Here is a 24,639-nt window from a genome sequence, read left to right on the forward strand (position 1 = left end):
TCCCCGCCCGCTCCCCCAAATCGCAGGGTGACCCCGCCCCGGCCCAAAGCCCGTTTTCGCGGCCCCGTGACCGGTCCCTGGCCGAGGACACCTTCCCAGGTCCCATCCTGGTCCATGTGGTAAACACATCCGGCCGATGCAACATCGTACGGAATTACTCATGAAATCCTGGAGGAGAGGTTCTTCGGGTTGGCAGCAGGGTCAAAAGCTTCGTCGTGACAGCCGGGAGAAACCAGTTGAAGAAGACTACAGCTGGTGCAGCTAGAGGAGGCTGGTCTCTAAAGGCAGAGTGTCATACACTATTGTTACAGCAATAAAGTCAAGCAAGTCCAAGCAAGTCTACCAAAACAGCGATCAAAATTTTGTCAAAAAATTTGGTCAAAACCAGCAAAACAGGAGATCATCGATACATATAGCCCTAACAGAAAAAAACTTCGGTTTTACAAAAACAACTTACAAAGTTCTGCTGACAAGTTCTTGCCGCCCCGCTTACTATCACTAGGAGACCCAGAGATACCATGTCGAAACCTATCACTGCCTGAAAATTGTATAAATTTATGCCCTTCACCATCAACTTCTACTTCAAAACCGATAGCTTTCAGCCGGGAAATTTTCTTTGAATCCAAACCAGCCTCGGTCTTAAAAATTGACTTCAACTCTTTGCGTTTTTGTTCTCGTACGCCTTTAATTTTATTATTTTCAATAATATCTTTCACAATACAGCTCTCCCTCGAAACAAACCTAGCCCCCCACCAAATTGACTTTGATACTTGGTCAGGACCTCTATTATTGTATCAAAAATTTCATCATCAAAAAAATCAGATTCATCACCATAAAACAACAGAGGCTCAGCTTCAGGGTCTATTCCTTTATCGAGTTTATGCGAGATCAAAGCTTTAGACTCAGATTCTTGCTTCAATATCAAAGCATTTTTTTCATCGATACGACGTTCATATTCTTTTCGAATTTGGGCTATAGTCGAACGATTTGCATCACATATAGCATCAATATTGTTTTGAAACACCACATCTTTGTAATGCTCAACAGAACACGAAACAGGTATTTGCCTTGCTATCCAAAAGAAACGCACCCTATTAAAAATTCGCTTTACGGAAATCTGCTCAAAGTCGCCATCTTTTGGCAAAAAAACCCAAGGAACTGACGCACATCGATCAAAACACGCGATTGCACCTCCATGAGGAATTTCAGTACTTGCACAGCAGTCTCTAACAAAGCCAACTCGGGGAGCGACCACCACATGAGCCATCCCGTAAGTCAGGGCCGCCAATGTATCGGGATTTACAAAATATTTATCATCACGGCTTTTACTGATATAGACGACAGGCAAAGAAAAAGAACATTCTTGGTTTATTATTTTTCTAGTAACATCTTGACCAGTAGCGTCATCATCTAGATACTTTGCTTTTCCATCTATCAAAAAACAATAGTCCGCAGCCGATTTAAGCTTTTCCTTCCAGAGTTTAAAAACATATGGCTTCTTAACGTCAGGAACTGTAAACTGGACAGAAGAGTGTACGTAGTCTGTTGTAAAAGAAATTATAAATTTATCGGCATTTTTTCTTGCCAAACAAACGGAGGTCCAAGCTTCCTCTCCAACAACCATAACACTAGAAAAATAACCAAGTTCATAATCATTTTTCCGCATCAAATGGATATCAACCTGCTCATTATCACAAGACAGACTAACTTCACCTTCTGTATAGTCTCCAACAGCATCAATCTCTTCGCCTATCGCAGTGGCAGTATTATTCTTACGCCACAGCAAACAGATACCCAGAACTTCCGCAACAGAATTCTCTTTAGATATTTCAAAACTCACTGAGAAGACGCGCATAAATATCCCCGCGAAAAATTTCTATTGCGAAAAAGAATCAATACCACATGCCACTAAAGATTAACAACGAACACCACTCACACTTCACCTCGAAAATTTCCATTAAGAGGAATACTTTCCGAGAAACTCCACAACAAAACTCATCTAAGCAATTATCGCAATCAAGGTCATTGACCATATCCATATTGCCCAAAAATGGAAAGAGATTTTCAGCGTGTACCAGCAGATACCGACATAGCCAAGTCACCAGTGGACTGGCATTGACCGTGGAGAAATATTTTTTTGGAGCAACACGTTACTAAACAGCGAGTCGCGGACGAAGGCGTGGGATGGTCGAATGCAGGCAACCCCCTGCCTTGGACAGCCCCCAGGCTCGCGTCCTCCTCCCCGCCCAGGGCCGTTTCCAAGGGACCAGGGCCAAATCCCCGCCCGCTCCCTCAAATCGCGGGGTGACCCCGCCCCGGCCCAATGCCCGTTTTTCACCGCCGCCTCGTGACCGGCCCCGTGGCCCAGGATACCTTTTCCGGGTCCCATCCCTGGTCCACGAGGTGAACATGCCGACCGACGCAAAACCGCACGAAATGTCGCCTGAAATTCTGGAGGAGATCGCCCAGCGGTTCCGGCCGATCGAGCACCTGTTCGACGTCATGTGCGCGGCGGATTCTGGCGTACAGGGCGTCTTTGTGCGCCGATGAGCTGAAATCGGCATGCATCTCGCGACAAGCTTTCGGGAACACCTCGAACAAATGGTTGCAACAGCCAGGAACGACGACTGAAGTCCTGGCAAGTCATCAACTTCAACGGAGGAATAGAACATGATCGTTTTGGAATTCATCGCCGGAATCGCCTTAGGTGCTGTCGCTGGCGGCGTCATCAAGATGATCACCCATGGCGGCGGTGTCATTGTTGGTCGGGACAATGTTCGTAATGCAATCAACAAAGAAGAAAAGAACGTCCGTGGCCGGTTCAACGACCTGAAGGTCACCAAGGACGACCCGAAATTCTACGAGTAACCGCGAACTTGCCCCGAAGGAGAACTCCCATGGACGACTGGCCGATCATTTTCAGCTACACCCGGGCCCAGGCCATCACCGACGGTGTCCTGATCGACGTCACCGCCCAAGCCGCCGAGGTGGGCTTCAAGGTGCACACGGTGGTCACCGACCATCTATATAATAGCTATCTGGTGCCGCCGGCCGGGCTGGAAGGCGAAGGGCAGTCCGTCGAGGGCCGGCTTCACGACCTCCTGTTTCGCGCCCTGCTCGCGGCTAAGGCTATCAAGAATAGCGACCGCGCCGAATTCGACGTCCTTTTCCTCATGGCACCGGGGCGGTGGGACACGGCCCATGTTGTGGCGGTCATTGGCCCAGGCGACCAGGGCGAGCCGGTCCTGACGATCATGCTGCCCGAGGACGATTAGCCCCAGCCCAGGCCCTGGACCACTCGACGACACATTTTTTCCCTGGCGGGCCATTTGGGCCCAGGCCCTCTTGACATGCGCGCGGGGTTCCGGGCACAAATTTGATTCTCCCCCTCGGGGAGGCCCGTTCCTTGACAATCAAGAGCCCCGGACAAAACCGCTCGCGCTTTCGAAATGCCAAGTCACTACGTGGACTTGCCTTGCCAGTGAGTTTTTTTGTTCGGTGGTTCCAGAGACAGTGTTCCCGGGCCCGAGTGCCGGATGAGCCGCATCTCCAGGTGCGGCGGCGTGTATCGTACGGCAGAAATCGGCCATGAGGAATAACAACATGGCGATTTCCTTTGATGATTTCAAACGGAAGAAAGAGGCTGCCGAAGCAGCTGTCAACGAGTCGATCAAGGAAAAGTTCGTAGCGGCTGCCCAGAAGCTGAAATCGTTAGAGGCCAGCAAAAAGCGTGGCTCTGCACCCCAGCAGGTCACCCCTCAAGGCAACGCCCAGACTTCCAACTTCGACGACGCGGACGATGACCACGAAGACCCGTTTGACACCATTCTCCGTGACCTTGACCTTTTTACCGACCCGAACGGTGTCGGGTACGCGACCATAAAAATAGATCGTATTTATCGTAATTGCAAAATTGGACAGTCGAGCCTGAAGAGAATGATCAAGGGCTCCTATTTTGACCTTACTGGCCGCCCTCCTAAGGAGAGCGAGCTGAAGACATTCTGTGACAAGATCGAGTACTTAAGCGAACGCCAAGGCATCACCAAAGAAGTCTATGTCCGCTTCGCCCATGTCGATGACGAGATTTACATCGACCTCGGCGACAAGCTCGGCCGGGCCGTGCATATCACCTCGGCCGGCTGGCAGGTAGTCACGAACCCGCCTGTGAAGTTCATCCGGTACGGCCACATGCTGCCGTTGCCGGTTCCCCTTCGCAACGGCGACTACCGCAACCTCCTAAAATCCTTGAACCTAAAGACCAAGGACGACGAACTGCTCGTTTTGACGTGGCCCTTGGTGGCCGCCATCTCGAGCATCTCTCATGCCCCCCTGATCTTCCACGGCGCGCCCGGAGCTTGCAAATCCGGGTCGATCTCCGCCTTGCGAGGACTGCTTGACCCGTCGGCCCCTATGCACACCTACGTCCAAAAAAACGTGGATGATGCGGCGCTGTACATCGAGCAAAACGCCATCCCGGCCTTCGACAACCTGACGACCATCACCAAGGACGTCGAGAACGTCATGTGCTTGGCAGCGACAGGCGGGGCCTTTACCACGCGGCGTCTGTACAAGAACGACGAGATGGTCGCTTACCAGCTCAAGCGGGCCATGCTCATCACGGCCCTGGAACTCCCGACAAGAGCCCCCGACTTCTTGGACCGGGCCATCGTGGTGGCCCTCGACCGCGTGACACCGGACAAGCGGCGGCCTGAAAGCCAAGTCAAGCGGGAATACGCGCAAGACCTGCCCGGCATCCTGGGCGGCATGTGCGACCACCTCTCCAAGATGCTCGACCTGTACGGCAAGGTCATCTTGCCGGCCGACCTGCCCCGGATGGGCGACCACGTCATCTGGGGGTGCGTTGCCGCAGTGGCCCTCGACTATAGCCAGGACGACTTCATCAAGGCCTATAACCGCGCTGCGCTTCGTGCCCAGCAGAATGCCCTGGAGGACGACGACTTCGCCACCGTGCTGGTCAATTTCCTCTACGACACCAAGTTGTCCGAGATGGAGAGCTATGTCTCGGAAGTTTTGGAGGCCCTCAGGGACTACGCTGCCAAGCGCGGGATCGGCCGGGGAGTCTTGCCCAAAGCGCCCAACGTCTTCTCGCGACGCCTGAAGGAGATCACCAAATACTTGGAGCTCGCGGGCTGGCAGTGCGAGCTCTTGCCTTTGGACAAGAGAGGGCGACCGGTGTCGTTCACCCAGCTCAGCCCTGCGGAACCGGACGTCGACCAGGAAGTCGACTTGGCCCCAGCCTCCGAGCCCATGCTGGAGGACTTCCCCCTGACGCTTGACCGGGACGAGTGGAGCCAGGCCTTAGAGGCTGACGCTGGCGACATCGACGGCGCGGCCGAAAACAGCGCGCCCATTCTGGCGCAACCCTAACCGCCCCTTTCTGCCCACATACACGCCCCCGCACCTGGAGATGCGCCCACACTGCGCGTCCGCCCTCTCGCCCTTCGCCGGCTGCCCTACGGCACCGTTGCGGTCGGTGGACATCGGGTGGAGATCGGCTTCCATCGCCTCCACCGACATAACCGCCTATATTTGCGGCACTTCGTCGACAGAGAGGAGATAGTGGAGATATTTTCTGCAAAACCTTCTCGCGCGCTGAAACCCAAGGTCGAGGCGGGAGGGAGCGGCTGCCAACGGCAAAAAGTTCTGAAAATTATCTCCACCATCTCCACCACCTCCACCGGCAGACCGACGCCTGCAAAATCGGAGGTGGCGAAAAATCTTGCCTATCAGAGAAGAATCGACGATAATAAAAAATTTTCTTGACGTGGTCTTTCAGCCCGCGTACCAAGAAACCGTCGAGCCCAAGCGGTTCTTGCGTTCGACCCAAAACGATGGGCCATCATTATACGCCCGGCAACGAACGAGAGGGTCTACATTTGGCCCAGATACCCGATCGTTCGCGCCGACCCAAGTAAGAACTATGGAGAAAATCATGGTTCAAACTCCGGTGTCGGCCCCCTCCGACAATACGCCCACCCCGCCTCTCGCTCACCCGGCCAAGGCCAAGAGCACCACTGCTAAGTCGAGCAAGTCCACCGAAAAGGCGGCGAAGCTCCGCAAGCTGACCGACGCGCAGATCGCTGACTACGCCCGCGCATTGGTCGACGCCGCCAAAGCGGGTGCGTTCCCTGGGAAGATGATTCCCGTGGCAACCTGGGCTGAGGAGATGCAGATCTCCGCCTACTGGATGGAACGCATCTTTCGCTGTTCGCGGCTGCAGAAGGACGACTACGACCTCGACTTCGACAAGGGTATCGACGACAAGCGCCCCTACAGGGACGATCGTGGCATGGTCATGATCGCGAACAGCGCCATCAATGCCCACAACGCGACCGCGCCCGCTGATCAGCAGTTCGCCATCGGGCAGCGCTTCGATGTGACGTTCGAACCCGACCGCATCATTCTGACCCGGTCCCGCTAACTCATTACACCTCGCAGCCGCTTCCCGGGGAGCCGACAAGGCTCCTTGGGAAGTTCCCGAGCTACCGAAGTTGATGACCATGCGTACTTGGGTTTTGTTGCGCCACGCACAGATTCTATACCAATTTAGTATAGAATAGCTACTTGTCGCTCCGAACCCGAACTTGCGCACAGTCTGGCAACATGCACCACGAGGAGCCGGCCTGGGCGCGCAGCCACCCATTGCGGCCGAAGCGACACGACAAGGCGCAGCAACCGGCCCCCCCCCCCCCCCCGCAGGATACGCCCAAAGCGTCCACGGGAGCCAGGGGGCCGAGAGACCAAGGGAGCGACAGCCGTGGGCCAACTGGCACCCCTCACGGCCGAGGCACCACGACAAGGCGCGCAAACCGGCCAAACAAGACGGGGTGTCGCCCAAGGCACCCACGCGGGCCGGAGAGGGTCAAGGCGGCTGAGGCGGCCCGAATCGACGTCGCAGAGGCCCAAACGGCGGCGGCCAGGCGGCAGAAAAAATATTTTTTTACCAAGGAGGGGTTGTGTAAAAAAGTCTCATCACGCCTGGGTAGCACCTGGGTAGCGCCTGTAGAAGACCTCATTCAGAGATTCGGCAACTAGCTAGAATAAAAGAAAAAACCGCTTGCCATTCCCCAGAAACCCGTTAAATCCGTTCGCATACCGCTCAAGGAGGGCTCACCATGAGCCGAACCCCGAAAAAGACGTCCAAGGCCAAAACCGCCGCCCCTGGCAACCACCCCTCAACCCGTCACCTCGACACAGACGGCGACGTGCTGCTCCCGCTCTTGGGCGCACAGCTCGAACCCATCGACGCCGACGGCACCGACACCCCGCTTCGGTCGCTCCCCTGCGACGAAAACGACAACGTGTTCCTCCCCCTCTTGGGCGACGAGGAAGAGGCCCCGCCCCCTGGCAACACCAACTTTCCTACGAACGAGTACCAACCGATGAACAACTGTGACTATGCTGCGAGCTTCCTTGACCTGCCGGGAAACCTGGTGGTCGTCAAAGTATGTAAGACAGATCGCGGATTACGCTTCGCTTGGCCGAAGATGAGCAGCTCCAAAATCTTGCCGAGCCTGCGTGACCACTCTAACGCCATCAAGCTGTGGGGCATCATCGACGGCAACTTCGAGTCTCGAGAGCTTCTTGTGACCATCTATCACGTTGATGCTTCTATCCTGAAGAAGGGATACATGAATCGCCTTATCGAGTCCATGATCAAGCACCACACGAATGCGACCACCATCAGCCTGCCCAAGTTCGACGACCTTCAGGCCTATATCGCCTGGAATACGCGAGCCTAAACAGCAGACGCCGAGAAAAGTAACTGACTGAGAACGAATGAGAAAGACGGGAGGGCTGAAAAGCCCTCCCGAAAATAAAAAAGGCAAGGAAGATAGACATGGCAACAAACAGTCTCTCTGCTGAAAACGGCAACACCCACAACCAACCCGCAACCCCAGAAAGGCTCACCACGAGATACTACTGGACCTTTACCTACGAAGTCGGCGGCGACATCATCGTTGCTGAAGTGCTTGACATGTACACCGGGAAATACCGGGTGATCGAGCACATCGCCTCAGACCTTTGCGACAACGACATGCCCGGACATTGCCCTCATGCCTTTCTCCGCAGCGTCCAGGAACGCAAAGGGAAAGTCATCTCCAACGAGCCCATGCACATCGTCACGGACTTTGACTTTGACGGCGTAACTCGTGCTGAGCTTGAAAGTTTCATCTCAGCTTTGATTAACCACGTCGAGAACATCATGTTTACGACGATGTCTACCAAGCACGACTTCAACGAGTTCATCTGCGAGAACAGACCGTAGGCACCATCCTGGCCTCGCAGAGATGGGCAAACAATAAAAGCTCCAACAACGTGACCCACTAAGAACGAATGAGAAAGACGGGAGGGCTGAAAAGCCCTCCCCAAATAAAAGAGAACACAAATGACCCAAAACAACAAAAATAACACGCCGAACAAACAGACTAATGCACAAACCCTCGTGAACATCTTCAAGAAAGCAAATATCGTCAGGGACGACGCCAAGCAGGTATATATTGCTGCGATTATCCCTTCGAAGATCAACAAGGTCACGCCCTTGGTCTCTGGTTTTACCCAGGGCTGGCTCCTTGATGAATTCTTCAAGGCGCGCGGCACCTTTCCTTCGCAAAGCGACACAACCAGCTCCATCGGACACGCTGACTTCCTCGCGCAGCAACAGCCGAGCATCGGAAACGTCTTCTTCCGATTTGGCTTCGCCAACAACAACCACTACATCGACATGTGCAATGATGCCGATGAGGTCATCGAGATCACCAACTCGAACTGGAATATCCTCCAGAAATCACCTGTCTACTTCAGAGAGTTCGAGACCCAGCGCGCGTTACCAACTCCCTCCAAGAACGGTGATGCTTTTGGCATCTTCAACTACTTAAACCTCGAGCACGAAGAAGATAGAATACTTCTCCTACCAACTGTTTGCACCTTTCCTCTCGCGAACATCACGAAGCCGATCATAGGCCTGCTCGGTCAAAACAACAGCGGAAAAACGACTGCTGCTCGGGTAATCCGCAGGCTGCTTGATCCTAGTGAACCAGCCGAGAACGACTTCCATCCGACTAAGCAGAACCTGTGTCTTGTGTTTTACCACAACGCGGTTCCATTGTTCGACAACCTGTCAGCCATTTCGCAAACGGTCTCTGACATGTTTTGCCGTGCCTACTCTGGAACTGGATTCCAGAGCCGCAAGCTCTATACCGACTATGCGCTTATTTCGTTCTCGTACAAGCGCAGCTTCATCTTCACGGCGATCAACCCGCCAACTGAGGCGAAGGACTTCAACGCCCGGACCATCACGATCCAGTTGAGCCAGATAGCTGGAAGTTGCCAGATAGGCGACGGAAAACTGTTCGAGCAGTTCGATCAGGACATGCCGAACATACTTGGCGGCATGCTCGATGTCCTTGTCGAAGCCAAGCGTATCGCCCCCGGCCTCAATCTGCCCTGGAAGCCCAGGTGGGCCGATGCGTTTCAATATGCCGCTGCCGCCGCTGAAGTCCTCGGCTACGGGGCAAGTCGCTACCTTGAAGCTTGCCGCGCCAACCTTGCGGAGAGACTGACCCAGGAACCGAGCAAACCGGCGGCATACAGCAAGCAGGAACCGACCCTGGAAGCCATCCTGTCCTTGATGTCCGCGCTGCAGGGGAAATTCGAGGGGACGACTTCAAACCTGCTGACGGCCATCGCCCCACACTGCCCGAGCAACCTGGGACCTGCCGCCGCAAAGAACTGGCCGGATTCGCCTGAAAAACTGGGCATAGCTCTCAGACGTATCAAGGCCGCCCTCGAAGAGGCTGACATGGCTATGACGAGCAAGCCAAGCAAAGTGGGCACCTGGGTCACCTTAGAGTGGATCACCACCGCCGCCCCCACTGCCCAGGAAGCCGCCGTTGCCGACACGAAACCGAGCGAATCGGATGTGTCTGACGCGGTCACCTTCGAGGCCGACGAACTTGGCGGCGTGGCGTTCGAGGACGTCAACTACGACGCCATAGGGCTGATCCCGGAAATCGACCCTGCCGACCTCCCTGACGTGGTTGACCTCGACATCGCCGAGCTGGTTGTCCCTGTGATCGACGAGTTGCCCCTGACGGGCACCACGGCAGCCACCGACAGCGTCCAGGACGCCCACGAAGCCGATGACGCTGAAAATGTCCTGGGTACCGAGTCGACCGATGCGCCGGCCACGTCCATCACGACGGCCCCGGTCATTCCCATGGCGACTTCGACCGTAGAACTGAAACTTCAGGAAGTTGAAGAAGTTGATGATGATGCCTGCAAGTTCTGGAGTATGGGCGACAAAGAAGTACCATGCTGCTCCGCAAAGAACGGCAAAGCCCTGTGGTCAAAGTCTGAGTGTGATTGCTGTGACGAGTTCATCGCAAAATACCCCCACCGGAAAATGTCCGTCAAGGTCGATGCAAAATCTGAAGAGTTCGGAATGTACCAGAGTGCCTTCAAATAACAGGCTGTAGTAAGAAATGAAAAGGGCGACTTCGGTCGCCTTTTTTATTTTCGAGAATAATCGCCTGCAAGACTGACCAGTACACATTCAGGACAATCTAGGCCAAAGCAATGTCGCGTCAATGAACTTTGCATTTTCTGTAGCAACACGCATAGTTACATTAAGAAAGTATCAGGCGAGAAGTCGACTACTTTTAACACATGCAGCCCTGCAAAGCGACAGGGGGGGGATGGGTGCAGGGTGGAGGGTGGGGAGGGTAAAAAAATCCCGGGTGGAAGGTTAAGGGTGGAGGGTGGTAGGTAGTAAAATTTTAAATTTATATTATAACTACATATATTTATTAGAAAATATAAAAATAAATATTTTCCAACCCTCCACCTTTAACCCTTAACCCTTATATTTTAAAAGTATGTTTTCCAACCTTTAACCCTTAACCCTTCACCCCAAAAGGGCAAAGGGGACCGATGATCAAACTTGAACAACATACTCCTGAACAAAGATCAATACGTCCTAGCCGGATCGTATAAAAACATACTCTGATATATCGTACAGTCCATTCAAGATGATCGACTTCGCCGATTCATCACGAAAATCAACATTCGGACGTCTATTTTTAGATCGTCTTCAAAAAATAAGTTAAAATACTTTACTTCAACACATTTCTTTTCAGGGATGCCTCAAAAGACAATAATCGAGGTTCGTAGACAGAAATAAGTTGATCATATCATCGTATATCGCAGAATACATATCAGACTATTTTGAATTTTCAACTTGCGTTTCTAACACGAGTTTTCGAAATCGTTTCATGTCTTTCAGAATTTACGAATGATCTTTCAAATATAAGCGTAGTTAAATCGCCATGGGTGCCTTGCATCAAGTCTGTGGTCGAGTGTTGCTGATAGTACAACCATTATATATGACCTAGATATATACTGCGGTCGAAAAATGTACTTGACTCAGAGTCATCAAACCTCTTGTCGATCTCCATCGAACAAGACTTTCTGAGCACGATCTACTCGATATGAAATAATTCAGTCGGGGGAGGGATTGAGACCGAATGACTGGCCCGTATTCATGATCTTTCATGAAGAAGCTATGGTGGCGCATGTGGTGAACGAGGTTCATGGCAAACCGAAGTTTATTGGAAATTCCAATTCCGAAGATATAGTTAGGTGACGTATCTTCTGACCATATGCAAGCGATTAGGCGTGGGACTGTCAGAAATGACCAGACTTAAGACCAAGGGAAATCCTTAGAGGATGCTTTTCAGCAGAACGTTGGAGAAGTTCATGTCCTATAAGGATGACTGCGTATCCGTAAGGGATACGGCAAGAGATGTAGCTATTTGAAAATCATTCAGAAATCTGAGAACAACATGGAACTTCGTTTCGAATCCTCAAGATACACCTGTTGGAAAACTTCGAATATTCCTGATCGTTCTGAAACTACAATGAACTTTCAATACATCTCTTGCTTCAGCCCAATACGGGGAAACCGTACGTTGGGTTGTGAAGGACGCTTGATCCGGCGACGAATCATTCGATCCTAAAGTCGCTGTCCTCCCTGGTGGTTTAGACCATCGGGGACGACGGCGAGACTACGCGATTTTGCTGAGGACCGCGCCTTCGGGCATGGTCCTCTTTTTCGATCAGAAAATGAACTGGACGGTGGCCCCATGCCCCGCCCTCGATCCTGGCCCCGGCCGGCCCACAAAACCGGCCCTGTATCCTCCCCGCCCTGGGACGTTTGGACCCCGCCTCATAGTTTACTCTCCCCCGTGACCAAAGCCCCCGGAAAATTGATTCTGGGCCCATAGCCTGTTTTCCACCGGGGCTCTCGCCGCCGTAACGGGCAACTTACGAGAGGAAGTAAGAAAGCAACACTACTTTTTTAAGTATCTTCGAGCAAATACAGAAATTATCAATTAAACCAAACAAAGGAGCTTGTATGAGCAAGAAGACTGATACTGCGGCTGTGGAAGGACAGGATGGTTTCGACAAGAAGAAGATCGAGTCGAAGTACAATCCTTCGCTTCTTCGCGAGTGCATCTTCAACGGCATGGACGCCTCGGAGATCATGGTCAAGATGGATGTCAAGCATCGTCAGACCTTGAAGCAATACGTCTTGAAGCTGATGAGCGATGACAAAACCTATTACGAGGTCAAGGGCCTTTACCTCAAGAATTCGAGGAGGCCCAAGGTGAACAACAAGATGGAACTGAAGATCTATCTCAAGAGCCTTGACCTACAAGGCCTGTCCATCGGCGAAGGCGACGAGTTTTCCATTCTGGTCGAAGATCAGAAGATCATCTTGACCAAGATCTAATACGTTTGGACTCTAACATAGTCATATCGTAAGATGTGACTATTTTTCGATTCTTTCGCGCAATATCGAGAAATATATGCAACTTCATACAGAAATTACACTTATAGCGAATGTACGTTTTGTAGGAGAAACGTACATTGGAGGCATTTACATGGACTTCTGCAAGAAATCGAAGGTGTTATCTCCAGGGGCTTTGGAGCTCAAGGGGACAGGACCAATTTAAATGCACGTTTCCGACATGGTCGGAAGAAAAACAAGCATTGGAGGTAACGATGAAGGTCGAACCCATTATTGACGTGAAGAGCATCAAGAGCATCAAGAAGATACTTTCTGACAATCTTCGCGATAAACTGCTCTTCATCATGGGCATCAATTCTGGACTTCGTGTCCAAGACTTGCTTGCCCTCAAGGTCGGCGATGTTCGGGAAGCCAAGGTCGGTGACCGGGTGATCTTGCGTGAAAAGAAAACCGGCAAGGAGAACGTGTTCATTATGAACAAGGAGATCAAGCTGGCGCTTGACGACTACCTCACCGAGTTCGGATCGGGGGACGACCATTTTCTGTTCAAGAGTCGTAAAGGACGCAACTATCCTCTTACGACCTTTGCCGTCACCAAGTACGTCAAACGTTGGGCCGAAGCTGTGAACCTTAAGGGGAACTACGGTGCCCACACGTTACGAAAAACTTGGTGCTATCACCAGCGCAAGACCTTCGGCGTCTCCTGGGAGGTCCTGGCCAAGCGGCTGAACCATTCCAGCCCGTCGATCACGCGCCGGTATCTCGGCATCCAGGAAGAGGAAGTGGAGGAGATACTGCTCCACGTCATCTGAACCCTTACCGACGGGGCCGCCCCCGTCTTTTTTTGGTGGCACGGAAAATATTTTTTTGCCCATCAGCGCCGGTTATGTCGAAAGATTGTGTTTTGCCTGAGTAAGGAAATCTCATTGCCCTGTAGAAGCCCTCATCGCCCTATGCATCCGATTTTACGCGACATCCATTTGATTTCACGGTTTTTTTTCGTTTATACCGGGGCCGATTCCATCGACGAAAGAGGCACCCCAGCATGAGCGAGAGCATCGGTCCGTTTTTCAACTGCAAGGAGGCCGCTGAGTTTTGCGGCTACTCCCACTCCTACTTCGAGAAAATGGTCAACCGCTTCAAAATCAAGCGGTACGGCCCCAGCAAAAACCGGTTCGCCCGCGCCGACCTTGAGGCGTTCATGGCGAGCCCTGAACGGTACGCCACCGGGGCCGCGCAGAAGACCCGCCGCCCCATCACCCTGGAGGTATAAATGTCTGTCCACAAGCGCGCCAACAACGACACCTACTACGTGTCCTACCGGGATGCCGAGGGCCGGCAGCGCACCAAGACCTTCGGCAAAGGCCGTGAGGGCAAGCGTGACGCCCAGCGGTTCGACGAGGAGATCAAGGCCCGCAAGCTCATCGAGGCCCCACTGCCCATCTTCGCCCCGGGCCAAAAGGCCTACATCGACCAGCTGACGCAGCTCTACATCAACGCCAAAAAGGCCGAGGGCAAGTCGCTGCGGTGGATCAGGGAGCTGGCCGTGCTGGTGAAGACCCATTTCATCCCGGTGTTCGCCCAGCGCCCTGTCGACGAAATCCGTTTCGAGGAGATCGTCGAGATCATCGGCAAGGCCTACGCCGACCGCAGCCAGACGACCCGGTCGCGCTACCTGTCCTATCTGAAGATGGTCTTCCAGTACGGCGTCGACTACGAGCTGACCACCAAGAACCCGCTGAAACGCTGGAAGAAGCCGAAGGAGCGGCCCCGGGACACGAAGCTCACCTACCCAGACCTCATGAAGCTCAAGGAAGCGGCACGGCCCCATCTCGCCTGGGCCATCGAGGTCGCCTGGAACCTTGGCGTGCGCACCGGCGAGTCCGAATTGCTGGCCCTGACCTGGAACGACATCGACTGGGACGACAGCAGCATCAAGGTCTACGCCACCAAGACGAAGACCAACCGCGTCATCCCGATTGCGCCGGAATTTCTGGAGCGCCTCAAGGCCATGCGGCAGAAGGCCCAGACCGGCTACGTCGTCGAGTACCAGGGCAAGCCGCTGCGCAAATTTCGCCGGTCCCTGAAGACGGCGGCGGAAAAGGCCGGCCTGACCTACCCCGTGGTCATGTACGACATCCGGCACCTGTTCGCCACGACGCTCCTGCGCGAAGGCGGCGACGTTGCGGCCGTGAGCAAGCTCATGGGCCACGCCAGCGTCAAGATGACAGTCGACCAGTACTACCACCTGCTCGGCGGCGAAAAACGGCGCACCATCGCCAAGCTGCCGAGCCTGAGCAAGCCCGAGGACGCCCCTTGCCCTGAAGCGGCTTCCTCTGCACCTCAACCCCCGACCTTTGCCCCGGCATAGCCGGGATCGAGCGATACGACGGCCCTGGCCCATGACAACGCCACAGCCCAACCCCAAACGCTTCGGAGAACGAACGATGAATACTTTCTGGGTATTTGCGCACATCGACGGCGACGGCATCAAGCACTACCGGCAGTTCGAGAGCCCGGCTGGCCCCTACTACGCCACTGCGCGGCAGGCTGGCGGCACCAAAGCCGTTGGCGGCAAGGGCACGATTACCGGCAAGCTCTTTCGCGCCCAAGAGCATGACGACCTCACCGTCTCCCATGAGCTGGTCCGGGAAATCGCGGGCATCGACTTCGACCGGCTCCGTGAAAAGACGGCCGCCAAGTTCATCACCGCGCTGACGAAGTACGCTGGCACCGAGAAGACCATGACCTTCGCCTCGAAGACCACCTTCGAGCGGTTCATCAGGGACCATGCCTAACTCACCGAATGAAAACTACTTTGACGCACTGAGAGCGTATTAGACACGGGGGGGCCGAAGGGCCTCCCCATTTTTGTTTTGAAAAGAACTTCCGGCCAGTATTACCTTCTGCTTGACGACAAGAACGGGGATGCAATCGAAAAGGTGCCCACTCTTGGCAAGTACAAAAATATTTTATACTTTACAATAATTCATTTTATTTACGTAAATTCTATTCTGATCCATATCTACGGATATATTCCGCCAGACGTTGAAATCGAGTATCTTGCCTAGCTTCTGGCCAAGCTTTTGCTACTGCCGCAAGACAATTACTTAATTCCTGAGATGGCCATGGTTGATTTGCAATGATTGCTGTTAAAAGTTCCAAAGAATCTTGCGGAAACTTGTCACAGTGGCTTGATTCTTGTAATAGACTTACTACATAATGAGGATATTCAATAGGCACTAACCAATCACGCAGAGTTCCTAGTGCCCTTGGAAACATATCGCCAGAAGCGATGACTAGTTGGACAAGGACTTCTGCTAATACAGGAGATATTTTTTCATGCGATTTTGGCCAAAGCATCTGCCAAAATAGTTGAATACGATTTACAAAATGCATCTCTCTTTGGTTACCAGCACCATTAAGTGAATATAGAAGCGCACGGGCAGACTCCACCAAACCTTCCTGTGGCAACGAACAAATGGCCCCATGGAGTTCTTTTAATGAAAAAGTGTCCGTTTGACCTAATGCAGCATAGGTAATTATGGCAGCATACTGCCTACCATAATCACCGAGATCAGTGTAGTGCTGGGCTGTTTCGATAAAATTATATTTTATCTCTGCAAATAATGGCCAATACAGGCGTGGCGACCAGAGATATCCTTTCCATGCAGATTGAGCTTCACGCTGAGAAACGTTCCAATCAAACAAAGGTAAAATATTTTTTATCGTCCATTGTGAGTCTACGCGGAAAAATGTAATAACACGAGCAGCTAACAACAACCTAGCATGGCGATAGATATAGACGTCAACATCACAAAGCTTCGTAAAAATAGAAACTAAGTCGGCGGGCAAGCCTTGTTGATCTTGAGGCTTACGCTGTAACCAGAGATTCAGAAGAGCTTTCGTAATATGTCCTACCGGATGATTGATAGAGTCCGACACAACATCTTCAGTATCACTATCATACAGACTTGGCATATCCAAAAAACGGAGGCATATTTCGAGAAAAATATCTTCATAAGAGTCGAGAACATTTGATACATTTTCTAGCCAACAAGACGCAGCATGCGCAATTTTTAGCAAGACTGCATCAGGCATTTGCTTCAACAATAGCGCAACATGCTTCCAAGAGAAACATATTAATTTTCCATCGTCCCATGCTTGCAGCGCCTCACGCCATCGATCGCTGGGCCATCGCTGCTCATGTGCGAGAACACAAAGACCATAAATAGCCGTAGGACATTTCTTTTGGCAATACTCCCTCCAGTCGTCTTCGTGTAAGGGACCTTGGAAGGGGGGACGTCGCAGCCAGTCCACTAGCTCGTTCCGTTGACGTGGTACTCGTTCGACTACTCTTCGCTCTTCATAGTCTGGATCACCAGTACCGCTTATCCAGAATGGAAATTCATCACTCTCGTTGATTGCGAGCTCCCATTTGGGATTGTTAATTTTAAGTCTTGCTATTTGTAATGCTGCTTCTTTACCTAACATAACACCACTAGACGACAGTTTTGCTAAACGCAACCATATCGAATGGTCCACATTCCATTGCCAATCTTCTGGTGTTATCTCATCTCTATACATCATTCGTGGCGGCCCAGCAAGTATCCCTAGCTCCAATCGCTCTCGGACAACATCCGTAAGTCGTATTCCTTGCAACACAAGCAAACGCAAAACTTCGCGTTTTGTCTCTACCGACCAAAGCCACCACCCCTCGTCAGCCAGCAACCAATCAACCCATCCAATATGTGACGATATGTCTCCTTGCGACGCCGCGAACAACGCCAGCCTTTTGAAAACTGGATACGGCTGAAGCCACCACTCACTAGCGACGTGTATCGCTTGGGATAAATTTTGCTCACGCAATACAAGCCAAGCATCGCGCAACAACTCGACAAGCGCAACCCAATCGCGATGCCTACCATTCTGACTATGCGGGCTCACAGATGGAAGATCTAAATACGATCTATCAAACATAGAATCTGCGTCACCCAACTCATGAAGTATATCTAATGCATCGCGTAATAGTTGCTCAAATTCATTCAGTAGCAACGGCAAACTATCTTTCCATTTACCACATTCAACCTTTTCACATAAAGTTAAGTAGACATGATCACTGGCCAAAACCAACTCCCAAGTCAGCTGGCGCTTAAAGTCGTTAGCGCTATTATTATCTTCTATATCTTCGCTCCACACAAAGGGTTTCTTCAGGGATATACATGGAGAAAGTAGTTTACGTAACTCTAATCGAAGCGTTGGTGTTAACCCATCGCAATTGAATCGCTTTTTCCACAGATACAAGTCAGTACGATTCCATGGGGACTTTATACGTCCGGCAAGTAACAAATTCCAAATTGACCGCATTATTGGCCGTGGAATCGCATCCGGTGCGTTAATTCTAATATTTTGCAACTCGTCAATCTTGTCATTATGCTCTAGAGATGAAATATCATTCAACCTATTGACCACTAAATAAATAAAATCCTCATGCAATTTACCACCGTTGCTCGCTAACCACAGAACTAGCTTTGGATTATCAAGATGACGAATTAACCAATGCGCAATATGATGCATAACTGCATCCCACTGGCTTCCCATTTTACTACATTTTAATAGCATCATAAAAGGCGCAAGACTATATGGAGCTGGGCGTTGTGCAAAGCTAAAACACAGTGCACTATCTTCTGAAGACTGAGGCATTACACCAAAACGAGGCAGATCAAAGTGGCAATATCGATCCTCTATCAATGGTTTTAACCAGTCCAACGACGGCACAGGATTAAACGTAGCGAAATGTTTGGCGGGCAAGCCCGAACTGTCAGAGAGTGCCCAGAGCATTCGACCAACAAAATCATCCTGAGGTGTACTGGCCATAGGCCTGGTCAGTGCATATTCAGAGACAATTCGCTCGTTGCCGAGCACACCATCACGATAGGTACCAGCCCAAGCCTTGAGAGTTCGATGCAGAGCCGAATGGTCATTAGTGCCCGTAGGTACTTTATATAGTATTGGCACCACCCCTTTGGCTTTCCATTCTATTTCTTTTTCTTTTTCTGCCCCAGAAGCAAAATCGCCTAGTGCGTAAGACCGGGACATGCTTTCGCCCATCATCCGATCTGCCGCAAGCGCATCCATCATATAGCGCAACACCGGATCGTTAATACTATATCCAACAAAACACACAATATAATGACGAAATAACTCACTGACAAAACGGGCTGCCCAGCGCTCTGTTAGATATGCTAGACCGAAGTCTCCGCTTGTAACAACAAGTCTATTAAGTGCATACTCGTCATTTGCTTCGGGTAGCAGTCCATGCAAGTACACCACACCATTCCAACGACTATTTTTAGGAATTGGCAAGAATGGTGCTGGATAAGCAGAAATACTGAGTTTATATTTTTTTCTAACTCGCTCAAATATTCTATCAAAATTCGTTGTAACCAATCTCGTTGCGCCTTTGCGATCATTCGACAACTGCAGCAGGGCACGGTGTGTTTCAGTAGCGATTTTACGTCGAAAATTTGGTTTCAGCACGGAAAATATTGCTTTGCGAACTACAAGACGTTGTCCTGGGATACGATGCTCCAGTAAATCTAATGTAGTATCAAATCTATTGTTTTCATAAGCTTCTTTTTCCCTATCATCGTCATACGGATTAGTCCCTAATTCATTATATATACTATCTACCAGACCTTTAAAGTCTGGCAAGCCTGCAGGATACGATATCCCTGCTCCGCAGAAGAATACCACTTTTCCCTCTTCTTGTGCTTGAAGCAGTACCTCAGGAATATCTGGTCCATCCTTGACAAACTGCATTTTAATACCTCGGCATTCTAAAGTAAAATATTAGTGCGCTATTTACTTATTCGTCCTGAATCCTATTCTAGTCCGTCTTAAGATGCCCGAAACAGTATTGCGATGTCGAGCGCTAAAGCTCATGTGACAATTTGAACAAATTTGCAAATTATGGTGACCACAATGGACGCGCAATAGTTAACTAGGGGACTTCGCTGATGGCTCCTATCGGAGCGCATGTTGCCTTCAAAGGACGAGCCCCCCTGACCTCCCTAACGGCGAAGCTGCCTGCAGGACGACACCAAGATCAAATATTCCTGAAAAACAAGATAGATGCCAAGATCAAACGGGCGACCGGCGGGACAACGTGCGGTAGCCGACCCCCTGACTTTTAGGAATTGGGTCGCCCCGGATAACCATTCCCCTAGAATCCCAGGCCAATAGGTTATCCAGTCGGTTATCCAACGAGAAAAGGGCCTACGGTTATTCACCGTAAGCCCTTGAAATAACTGGTCGGGATGAGAGGATTTGAACCTCCGACCCCCTGAACCCCATTCAGGTGCGCTCCCAGACTGCGCTACATCCCGACGCGAAGGAACCGGAATCTAGGAGTCATCCGCCCGTTTGTCAATCCAAAATCGCTTTTTTTTCCAAATATCCCCTCCGCGCGTTGCCGGCCCCGCCCCGGACTGCTATCCAGGACCGATACCAGGAGAACGGACAATCGCCATGCGCCAAGCCCCCATCCTCGTCACCGGCGCCACGGGATACGTGGGCGGCCGCCTCGTGCCAAGGCTCCTTGCCGCCGGATACCGCGTACGCGCCGTCGGTCGCTCTCTGGAAAAACTGCGCTGCCGTCCCTTTGCCGGCCATCCCGATCTGGAACTGGCCCAGGCCGACATCCGCGACCTGCCCGCCATGCGCCAGGCCGCCACGGGCTGCCAGGCCGCCTACTACCTCGTCCATTCCATGCACCCGGCCAACAGCGACTTCGCCGCCGCCGACCGCCAGGCCGCAACCGTCATGGCCCGGGCCGCCCATGATGTCGGCGTTGCCCGCATCATCTACCTCGGCGGCCTTGGCGACGCCGACGACAATCTCAGCCCGCACCTGCGTTCGCGCCACGAAGTGGCCAAAATCCTCGGCTCCGGCCCCGTACCCGTCACCCACCTGCGCGCCGCCATGATCCTCGGTTCCGGCAGCGCCTCCTTCGAGATCATGCGCTACCTCGTCGACCGCCTGCCGATCATGGTCGCCCCGCGCTGGGTGCGGGGCCGCTGCCAGCCCATCGCCATCTCCGACGTGCTCGGCTACCTCGCCGGCTGTCTGGACGCGCCCGAAACCATCGGCCAGACCTTCGACATCGGCGGTCCGGACGTGCTCACCTACGACGCAATCTTCCAACTCTACGCCGCCGTGGCCGGGCTGCGAAAGCGCATCATCATCCCGGTGCCGGTCCTGACCCCGCGCCTTTCCACCTACTGGATGCAGCTCATCACACCCCTGCCCCGGGCGCTGATCGTGCCGCTGGTCGAAGGGCTGCGCAACGAGGTTGTCTGCCGCGACACGCGCATCCTGGACATCCTGCCCCGAAAGCGCCTGACCTGCCGCGAGGCCATCGCCCTGGCCCTGGAAAAAATCCGCCAGAACGCGGTGGAAAGCACCTGCGCCGACGCCGGCTATGCCGCCCCGCCCGAATGGACGGCCTGCGGCGACGCTCCCTATGCCGGCGGCACGGTGCACGAATGCGGCTGGCGGGCCGTCATCGCCGCGTCGCCGCAAGACGTCTGGCGGGCCGTGGCCCGCATCGGCGGCGATACGGGCTGGTATTGGGGAAATTTCCTGTGGCGGCTGCGGGGTTTTCTCGATCAGCTGGTCGGCGGCGTGGGACTCCGGCGGGTGACCATCCGGCGCGACGGGCCCAGAGTGGGCGATGCCCTGGATTTCTGGCGCGTTGTGGCCGTGACGCCCGAAAAGCGGCTCCAGCTTTTGGCCGAGATGCGCACCCCGGGCGAAGCCCTGCTGGAATTTCGCCTGCGCCCGGCCGGCGACGGGGCCACGGAACTGGTCGTGCACTCCAAATTCCTGCCCCGGGGACTCGCCGGGCTGGCGTACTGGTACGCGTTGCTCGTGCCGCACAACCTGGTTTTCGCCGGGCTGTTGCGCGGCATTGCCGCCTCGCTCGGGGTGCGGCTTCTCAGCCCGCCCCGGCGCTTCACGCCGCACCTGCCGGCCGCCTGCCGCCTGGGCCCACGACAATGAGCGCGGACGACATCGCTATCCGGCCAGCGCTGCCCGCGGACGCACCCCGGCTGTCCCGCATCTTCGCCACAGCCATCGAAACCAAGGCCCGGGACAGCTACGGTCCGCGCGAACGCGCGGCCTGGGCGGCCCGGGGAACACCGGCCAAATTCGCGTCCATGCTGGCCGACTCCCGAAACAGCCTGCTCGTGGCCGCCATGCCGTCCGGCATCGTGGGCGTCGGCAGCCTGACCGGCAGCGAAGTGAGCCTGCTCTACGTCGCACCCGGGGCGGCCCCGGGAACGGGGGGCAGGCTGCTGGCCGCCGTGGAGGAACTCGCCCGCGCCGCAGGCCTCACCGGCCTGACCCTGACCGCCTCGCGCAACGCGCTCTCGTTCTACCTGCGCCACGGCTACGCCATCGTAAGCCCGGCCCGGCGCGATCTCGGCAACGGCATCTCCCTGGTCGTGTGCCTGATGGCCAAGGGGCTTAACGCCTGACGCCCCACGATCCCTGGAATCATTCCACGGCTTGTGGCGCCCCGGTCCAGCATCTCTGGAACGTATGAATACCGACGGCCCTGGCCGGCCCCGGTTTTGCGCTAAATTCCGGCCTGTTGCCTGGGCCGCCGTTCATTTTGAGCGACAGGGTGACACAGGCATGGCGAATGCATCGCCCGAAAAGACCATCGCATCACGCCGAGTCGCCAAACGGCAAAGAGATGGGCGCGCCCGAGTCAGCCACCACGCGCACCTATCCCGGACACAGTTCCCGCCGAAAGATAGAAGGCCGTTTCCTTACCCCGAGGGAAACGGCCTTCGCCTTTTTATTGAGGAGTAAAAGAAAGAGAAGACTGTGCGAGAGGGGAAACCCTTTAAAAAGGGTTCTCCCCTCTCGCGCTCTCCCCTTCCTAAATTTTATAACCATGCTGCCATGTTACAATAACATGGCAGCATTATTAAAAGTCTTTGGAAGGGGGTCCGGGGGAAACTTTTCTCCAGAAAAGTTTCCCCCGGCTCTTCCCTCAACCGATCGGTTGGAAATCGGGCGTGCGTTCGACCGGAACCATGCCGGCGGAGGTGATGGCGTGGCGCAACTGGGCCAGGGTCATGCCCTTGGGGCTGTCCGCGCCGGCGGCATGGCCGATGCGTTCCTCCACGATGGTGCCGTCGAAATCGTCGGCCCCGGCCCAAAGCGCCATCTGGGCCGCCTTGATGCCGAGCATGGCCCAATAGGCCTTAAGGTGCGGAATATTGTCCAGGAAAAGCCGGGACAGGGCGATAAGCCGCAGCACGGTCGTGCCGTCCGGGCCCTTGGCCCCGAGTTTGTTGTTGGCCGGCTGGTAGGCCAGGGGAATAAAGCAAGCGAAGCCGCCGGTCAGGTCCTGCAGGTCGCGCAGGGCCGACAGATGGGCCACCCGGTCGGACCAGTTCTCGATGTGGCCGAAAAGCATGGTGGCATTGGTGGGCAGGCCCATGCCATGGGCCGTGGCGTGCACCTGCAACCAGCGTTCGCCGGAAATCTTCTCCGGGCACAGCTTCTCGCGAAGCGCCGGGGAAAAAACCTCCGCCCCGCCGCCGGGCAGCATCATGAGCCCCGCATCCTTGAGCGCGGAAAGGATCTCGAATTCCGAAACGCCCATGGTGTCGGCCAGGTGGGATACTTCCACGGCGGTGAAGGCCTTGATGCCCGCGTCCGGCCGAGCCCGGGAAATAGCCCGCAGCATATCCACGTAATAGGAAAGCGGCAGGTCGGGGTTGAGTCCGCCGACCACGTGGATTTCCCGGATGGGCGCGTCCCCCCGGGCATTAAGCTCGGCCACGATGTCGTCCACGGAAAGCGTGCGCGCCCCGGCCGCGCCCTTGACCTTGGAAAAGGCGCAGAAGCGGCAGGCGTTGATGCACACGTTGGTGAAATTGATGTGCACGTTGTGGACGTAATAGGCGTTCTTGCCGTGACGGGCGAGGCGGGCTTCCATGGCGGCGGCGCACAGATCGTGCAGCGGCGCGGCCAGGGCCAGGACCAGCGCGTCGTCGGGGGTCAGGCGCTGGCCGGACCGGGCCTTTTCCAGGATCACGGCGGGGTCGCCGGCGACCTTTGCGGGGATAAGCGGTGTCATTGCATTCATGGCTGTGGCGCGGTAGAAATTATGGGTTCGCACCCCCTGTACCCCTTTTCCCCGCCGCCCGCCAGGGCGGAAAATCCTCGGAGGCCGGCCATGCCGCAAGCGAGAATCTGCGTCCTTGTCACCCTCCTGCTGGCGCTCGGGATATGCCCGGCGGGCGCGGCGGACGACGCGGCCCAGTCGCTGACCAGATTTTTCAAGGGCACCACCCGCTCCCTGCCCTCCCCGGACATCGACTTCCAGATCACCGCCGGCTACGCCGTGCTGCGCACCGGCAAACCCGACAGTTCCGGCCGCTACGCCATGACCTCCATCAACGTGGCCCGCATCGCCCCGGACATCTACCGTCTGGACCTGGAGCTGGAAAAGCCGCTGCCCCGCGACGTGCCCACCTTCGAGCAGCCCTATTTCTTTACCGAAAAACGGACCTATTATTTCTGGTACCAAAACGGGGAGCGCATCATTTTCAAGCTCGGCAACAAGAAGGTCACCCTGCCCCTGGGCCGCAAGGAGGTGTTGCGGGTGAACATCCATTCCACGGACACCTACACCCTCGACCGGGAAACCATGCTCAAAAACCTGAGCTTCGACGACGGCACGGCCACCATCCACCTGCAACTCAAATTCAAGTAAAAGGGAA

Annotated in this window: 20 protein-coding genes, 1 tRNA gene and 1 pseudogene; 17 read left to right on the forward strand and 5 right to left on the reverse strand. The window is 54.0% G+C overall.

Annotated elements, in window-relative coordinates:
- Positions 1-440: 440 nt before the first annotated feature.
- Together K9F62_02245 and K9F62_02250 are read right to left on the reverse strand one after the other, a co-directional pair.
- Positions 441-716 (reverse strand): hypothetical protein, encoded by a 276-nt coding sequence (locus tag K9F62_02245; GenBank protein UJX41543.1) that lies wholly within the window; start codon positions 714-716, stop codon positions 441-443.
- The gene (locus K9F62_02250; GenBank protein ID UJX41544.1) at positions 713-1,855 is read right to left on the reverse strand and encodes a hypothetical protein; all 1,143 of its coding nucleotides are present in this window, start codon (positions 1,853-1,855) and stop codon (positions 713-715) included. The genes K9F62_02245 and K9F62_02250 overlap by 4 nt, the downstream gene beginning before the upstream one ends.
- A gap of 554 nt (positions 1,856-2,409) precedes the next feature.
- Here K9F62_02250 and K9F62_02255 point away from each other — a divergent pair.
- The 14 genes and pseudogenes from K9F62_02255 to K9F62_02320 all read left to right on the forward strand — a co-directional run bounded on the left by K9F62_02255 (position 2,410) and on the right by K9F62_02320 (position 15,630).
- Positions 2,410-2,631: pseudogene (locus tag K9F62_02255) on the forward strand (hypothetical protein).
- Positions 2,632-2,670: 39 nt separating this feature from the next.
- On the forward strand, positions 2,671-2,868 hold the full coding sequence (locus tag K9F62_02260; protein UJX41545.1) for a hypothetical protein: 198 nt from the start codon (positions 2,671-2,673) through the stop codon (positions 2,866-2,868).
- A gap of 29 nt (positions 2,869-2,897) precedes the next feature.
- Positions 2,898-3,275, forward strand: coding sequence for a hypothetical protein (locus K9F62_02265; protein UJX43106.1), 378 nt, complete (start codon positions 2,898-2,900; stop codon positions 3,273-3,275).
- Positions 3,276-3,936: 661 nt separating this feature from the next.
- Positions 3,937-5,388: a hypothetical protein gene (locus tag K9F62_02270; GenBank protein UJX41546.1), complete on the forward strand. Its 1,452-nt coding sequence runs from the start codon at positions 3,937-3,939 to the stop codon at positions 5,386-5,388.
- Positions 5,389-5,580: 192 nt separating this feature from the next.
- Positions 5,581-5,784, forward strand: a complete 204-nt coding sequence (locus K9F62_02275) for a hypothetical protein (protein ID UJX41547.1) — start codon at positions 5,581-5,583, stop codon at positions 5,782-5,784.
- Between the two features lie 157 nt (positions 5,785-5,941).
- Positions 5,942-6,442: a hypothetical protein gene (locus K9F62_02280; GenBank protein ID UJX41548.1), complete on the forward strand. Its 501-nt coding sequence runs from the start codon at positions 5,942-5,944 to the stop codon at positions 6,440-6,442.
- Positions 6,443-7,136: 694 nt separating this feature from the next.
- Positions 7,137-7,763, forward strand: a complete 627-nt coding sequence (locus K9F62_02285; GenBank protein ID UJX41549.1) for a hypothetical protein — start codon at positions 7,137-7,139, stop codon at positions 7,761-7,763.
- Positions 7,764-7,861: 98 nt separating this feature from the next.
- Positions 7,862-8,290: a hypothetical protein gene (locus K9F62_02290; GenBank protein UJX41550.1), complete on the forward strand. Its 429-nt coding sequence runs from the start codon at positions 7,862-7,864 to the stop codon at positions 8,288-8,290.
- Positions 8,291-8,410: 120 nt separating this feature from the next.
- On the forward strand, positions 8,411-10,489 hold the full coding sequence (locus K9F62_02295; protein ID UJX41551.1) for a hypothetical protein: 2,079 nt from the start codon (positions 8,411-8,413) through the stop codon (positions 10,487-10,489).
- 1,947 nt (positions 10,490-12,436) lie between these two features.
- Entirely contained in the window at positions 12,437-12,814 is a 378-nt protein-coding gene (locus tag K9F62_02300) for a hypothetical protein (GenBank protein UJX41552.1), read from the forward strand.
- Positions 12,815-13,086: 272 nt separating this feature from the next.
- Positions 13,087-13,644, forward strand: a complete 558-nt coding sequence (locus K9F62_02305; GenBank protein UJX41553.1) for a tyrosine-type recombinase/integrase — start codon at positions 13,087-13,089, stop codon at positions 13,642-13,644.
- 233 nt (positions 13,645-13,877) lie between these two features.
- A complete protein-coding gene (locus K9F62_02310) occupies positions 13,878-14,105 on the forward strand; it encodes a helix-turn-helix domain-containing protein (GenBank protein ID UJX41554.1) in 228 nt (75 codons plus the stop codon).
- Complete coding sequence (locus K9F62_02315; protein UJX41555.1) at positions 14,106-15,203, forward strand: site-specific integrase; 1,098 nt, start codon at positions 14,106-14,108, stop codon at positions 15,201-15,203.
- A gap of 76 nt (positions 15,204-15,279) precedes the next feature.
- Positions 15,280-15,630, forward strand: a complete 351-nt coding sequence (locus tag K9F62_02320) for a hypothetical protein (GenBank protein UJX41556.1) — start codon at positions 15,280-15,282, stop codon at positions 15,628-15,630.
- A 211-nt stretch (positions 15,631-15,841) separates the two neighbouring features.
- Here K9F62_02320 and K9F62_02325 read toward each other — a convergent pair whose 3' ends face one another.
- Together K9F62_02325 and K9F62_02330 are read right to left on the reverse strand one after the other, a co-directional pair.
- Positions 15,842-19,654: an SIR2 family protein gene (locus K9F62_02325; protein ID UJX41557.1), complete on the reverse strand. Its 3,813-nt coding sequence runs from the start codon at positions 19,652-19,654 to the stop codon at positions 15,842-15,844.
- Between the two features lie 489 nt (positions 19,655-20,143).
- Positions 20,144-20,220, reverse strand: a tRNA-Pro gene (locus K9F62_02330).
- Between the two features lie 142 nt (positions 20,221-20,362).
- On the opposite strand from K9F62_02330, the gene K9F62_02335 reads away from it, so the two are divergent.
- Both K9F62_02335 and K9F62_02340 read left to right on the forward strand, forming a co-directional pair.
- Positions 20,363-21,895, forward strand: coding sequence for an SDR family oxidoreductase (locus tag K9F62_02335; GenBank protein ID UJX41558.1), 1,533 nt, complete (start codon positions 20,363-20,365; stop codon positions 21,893-21,895).
- Entirely contained in the window at positions 21,892-22,374 is a 483-nt protein-coding gene (locus tag K9F62_02340; GenBank protein ID UJX41559.1) for a GNAT family N-acetyltransferase, read from the forward strand. The genes K9F62_02335 and K9F62_02340 overlap by 4 nt, the downstream gene beginning before the upstream one ends.
- Before the next feature lie 524 nt (positions 22,375-22,898).
- Here the strand turns inward: K9F62_02340 and K9F62_02345 are convergent.
- Positions 22,899-24,002 carry a CofH family radical SAM protein gene (locus tag K9F62_02345; GenBank protein ID UJX41560.1) on the reverse strand — a complete coding sequence of 368 codons (1,104 nt, stop codon included), beginning with the start codon at positions 24,000-24,002 and terminating at the stop codon, positions 22,899-22,901.
- Positions 24,003-24,092: 90 nt separating this feature from the next.
- Between K9F62_02345 and K9F62_02350 the strand changes: the two genes are divergently transcribed.
- Positions 24,093-24,632 (forward strand): hypothetical protein, encoded by a 540-nt coding sequence (locus tag K9F62_02350; GenBank protein UJX41561.1) that lies wholly within the window; start codon positions 24,093-24,095, stop codon positions 24,630-24,632.
- Positions 24,633-24,639: the final 7 nt, after the last annotated feature.

This window comes from Desulfovibrio sp. JY (assembly GCA_021730285.1).
GTDB lineage: Bacteria > Desulfobacterota > Desulfovibrionia > Desulfovibrionales > Desulfovibrionaceae > Solidesulfovibrio.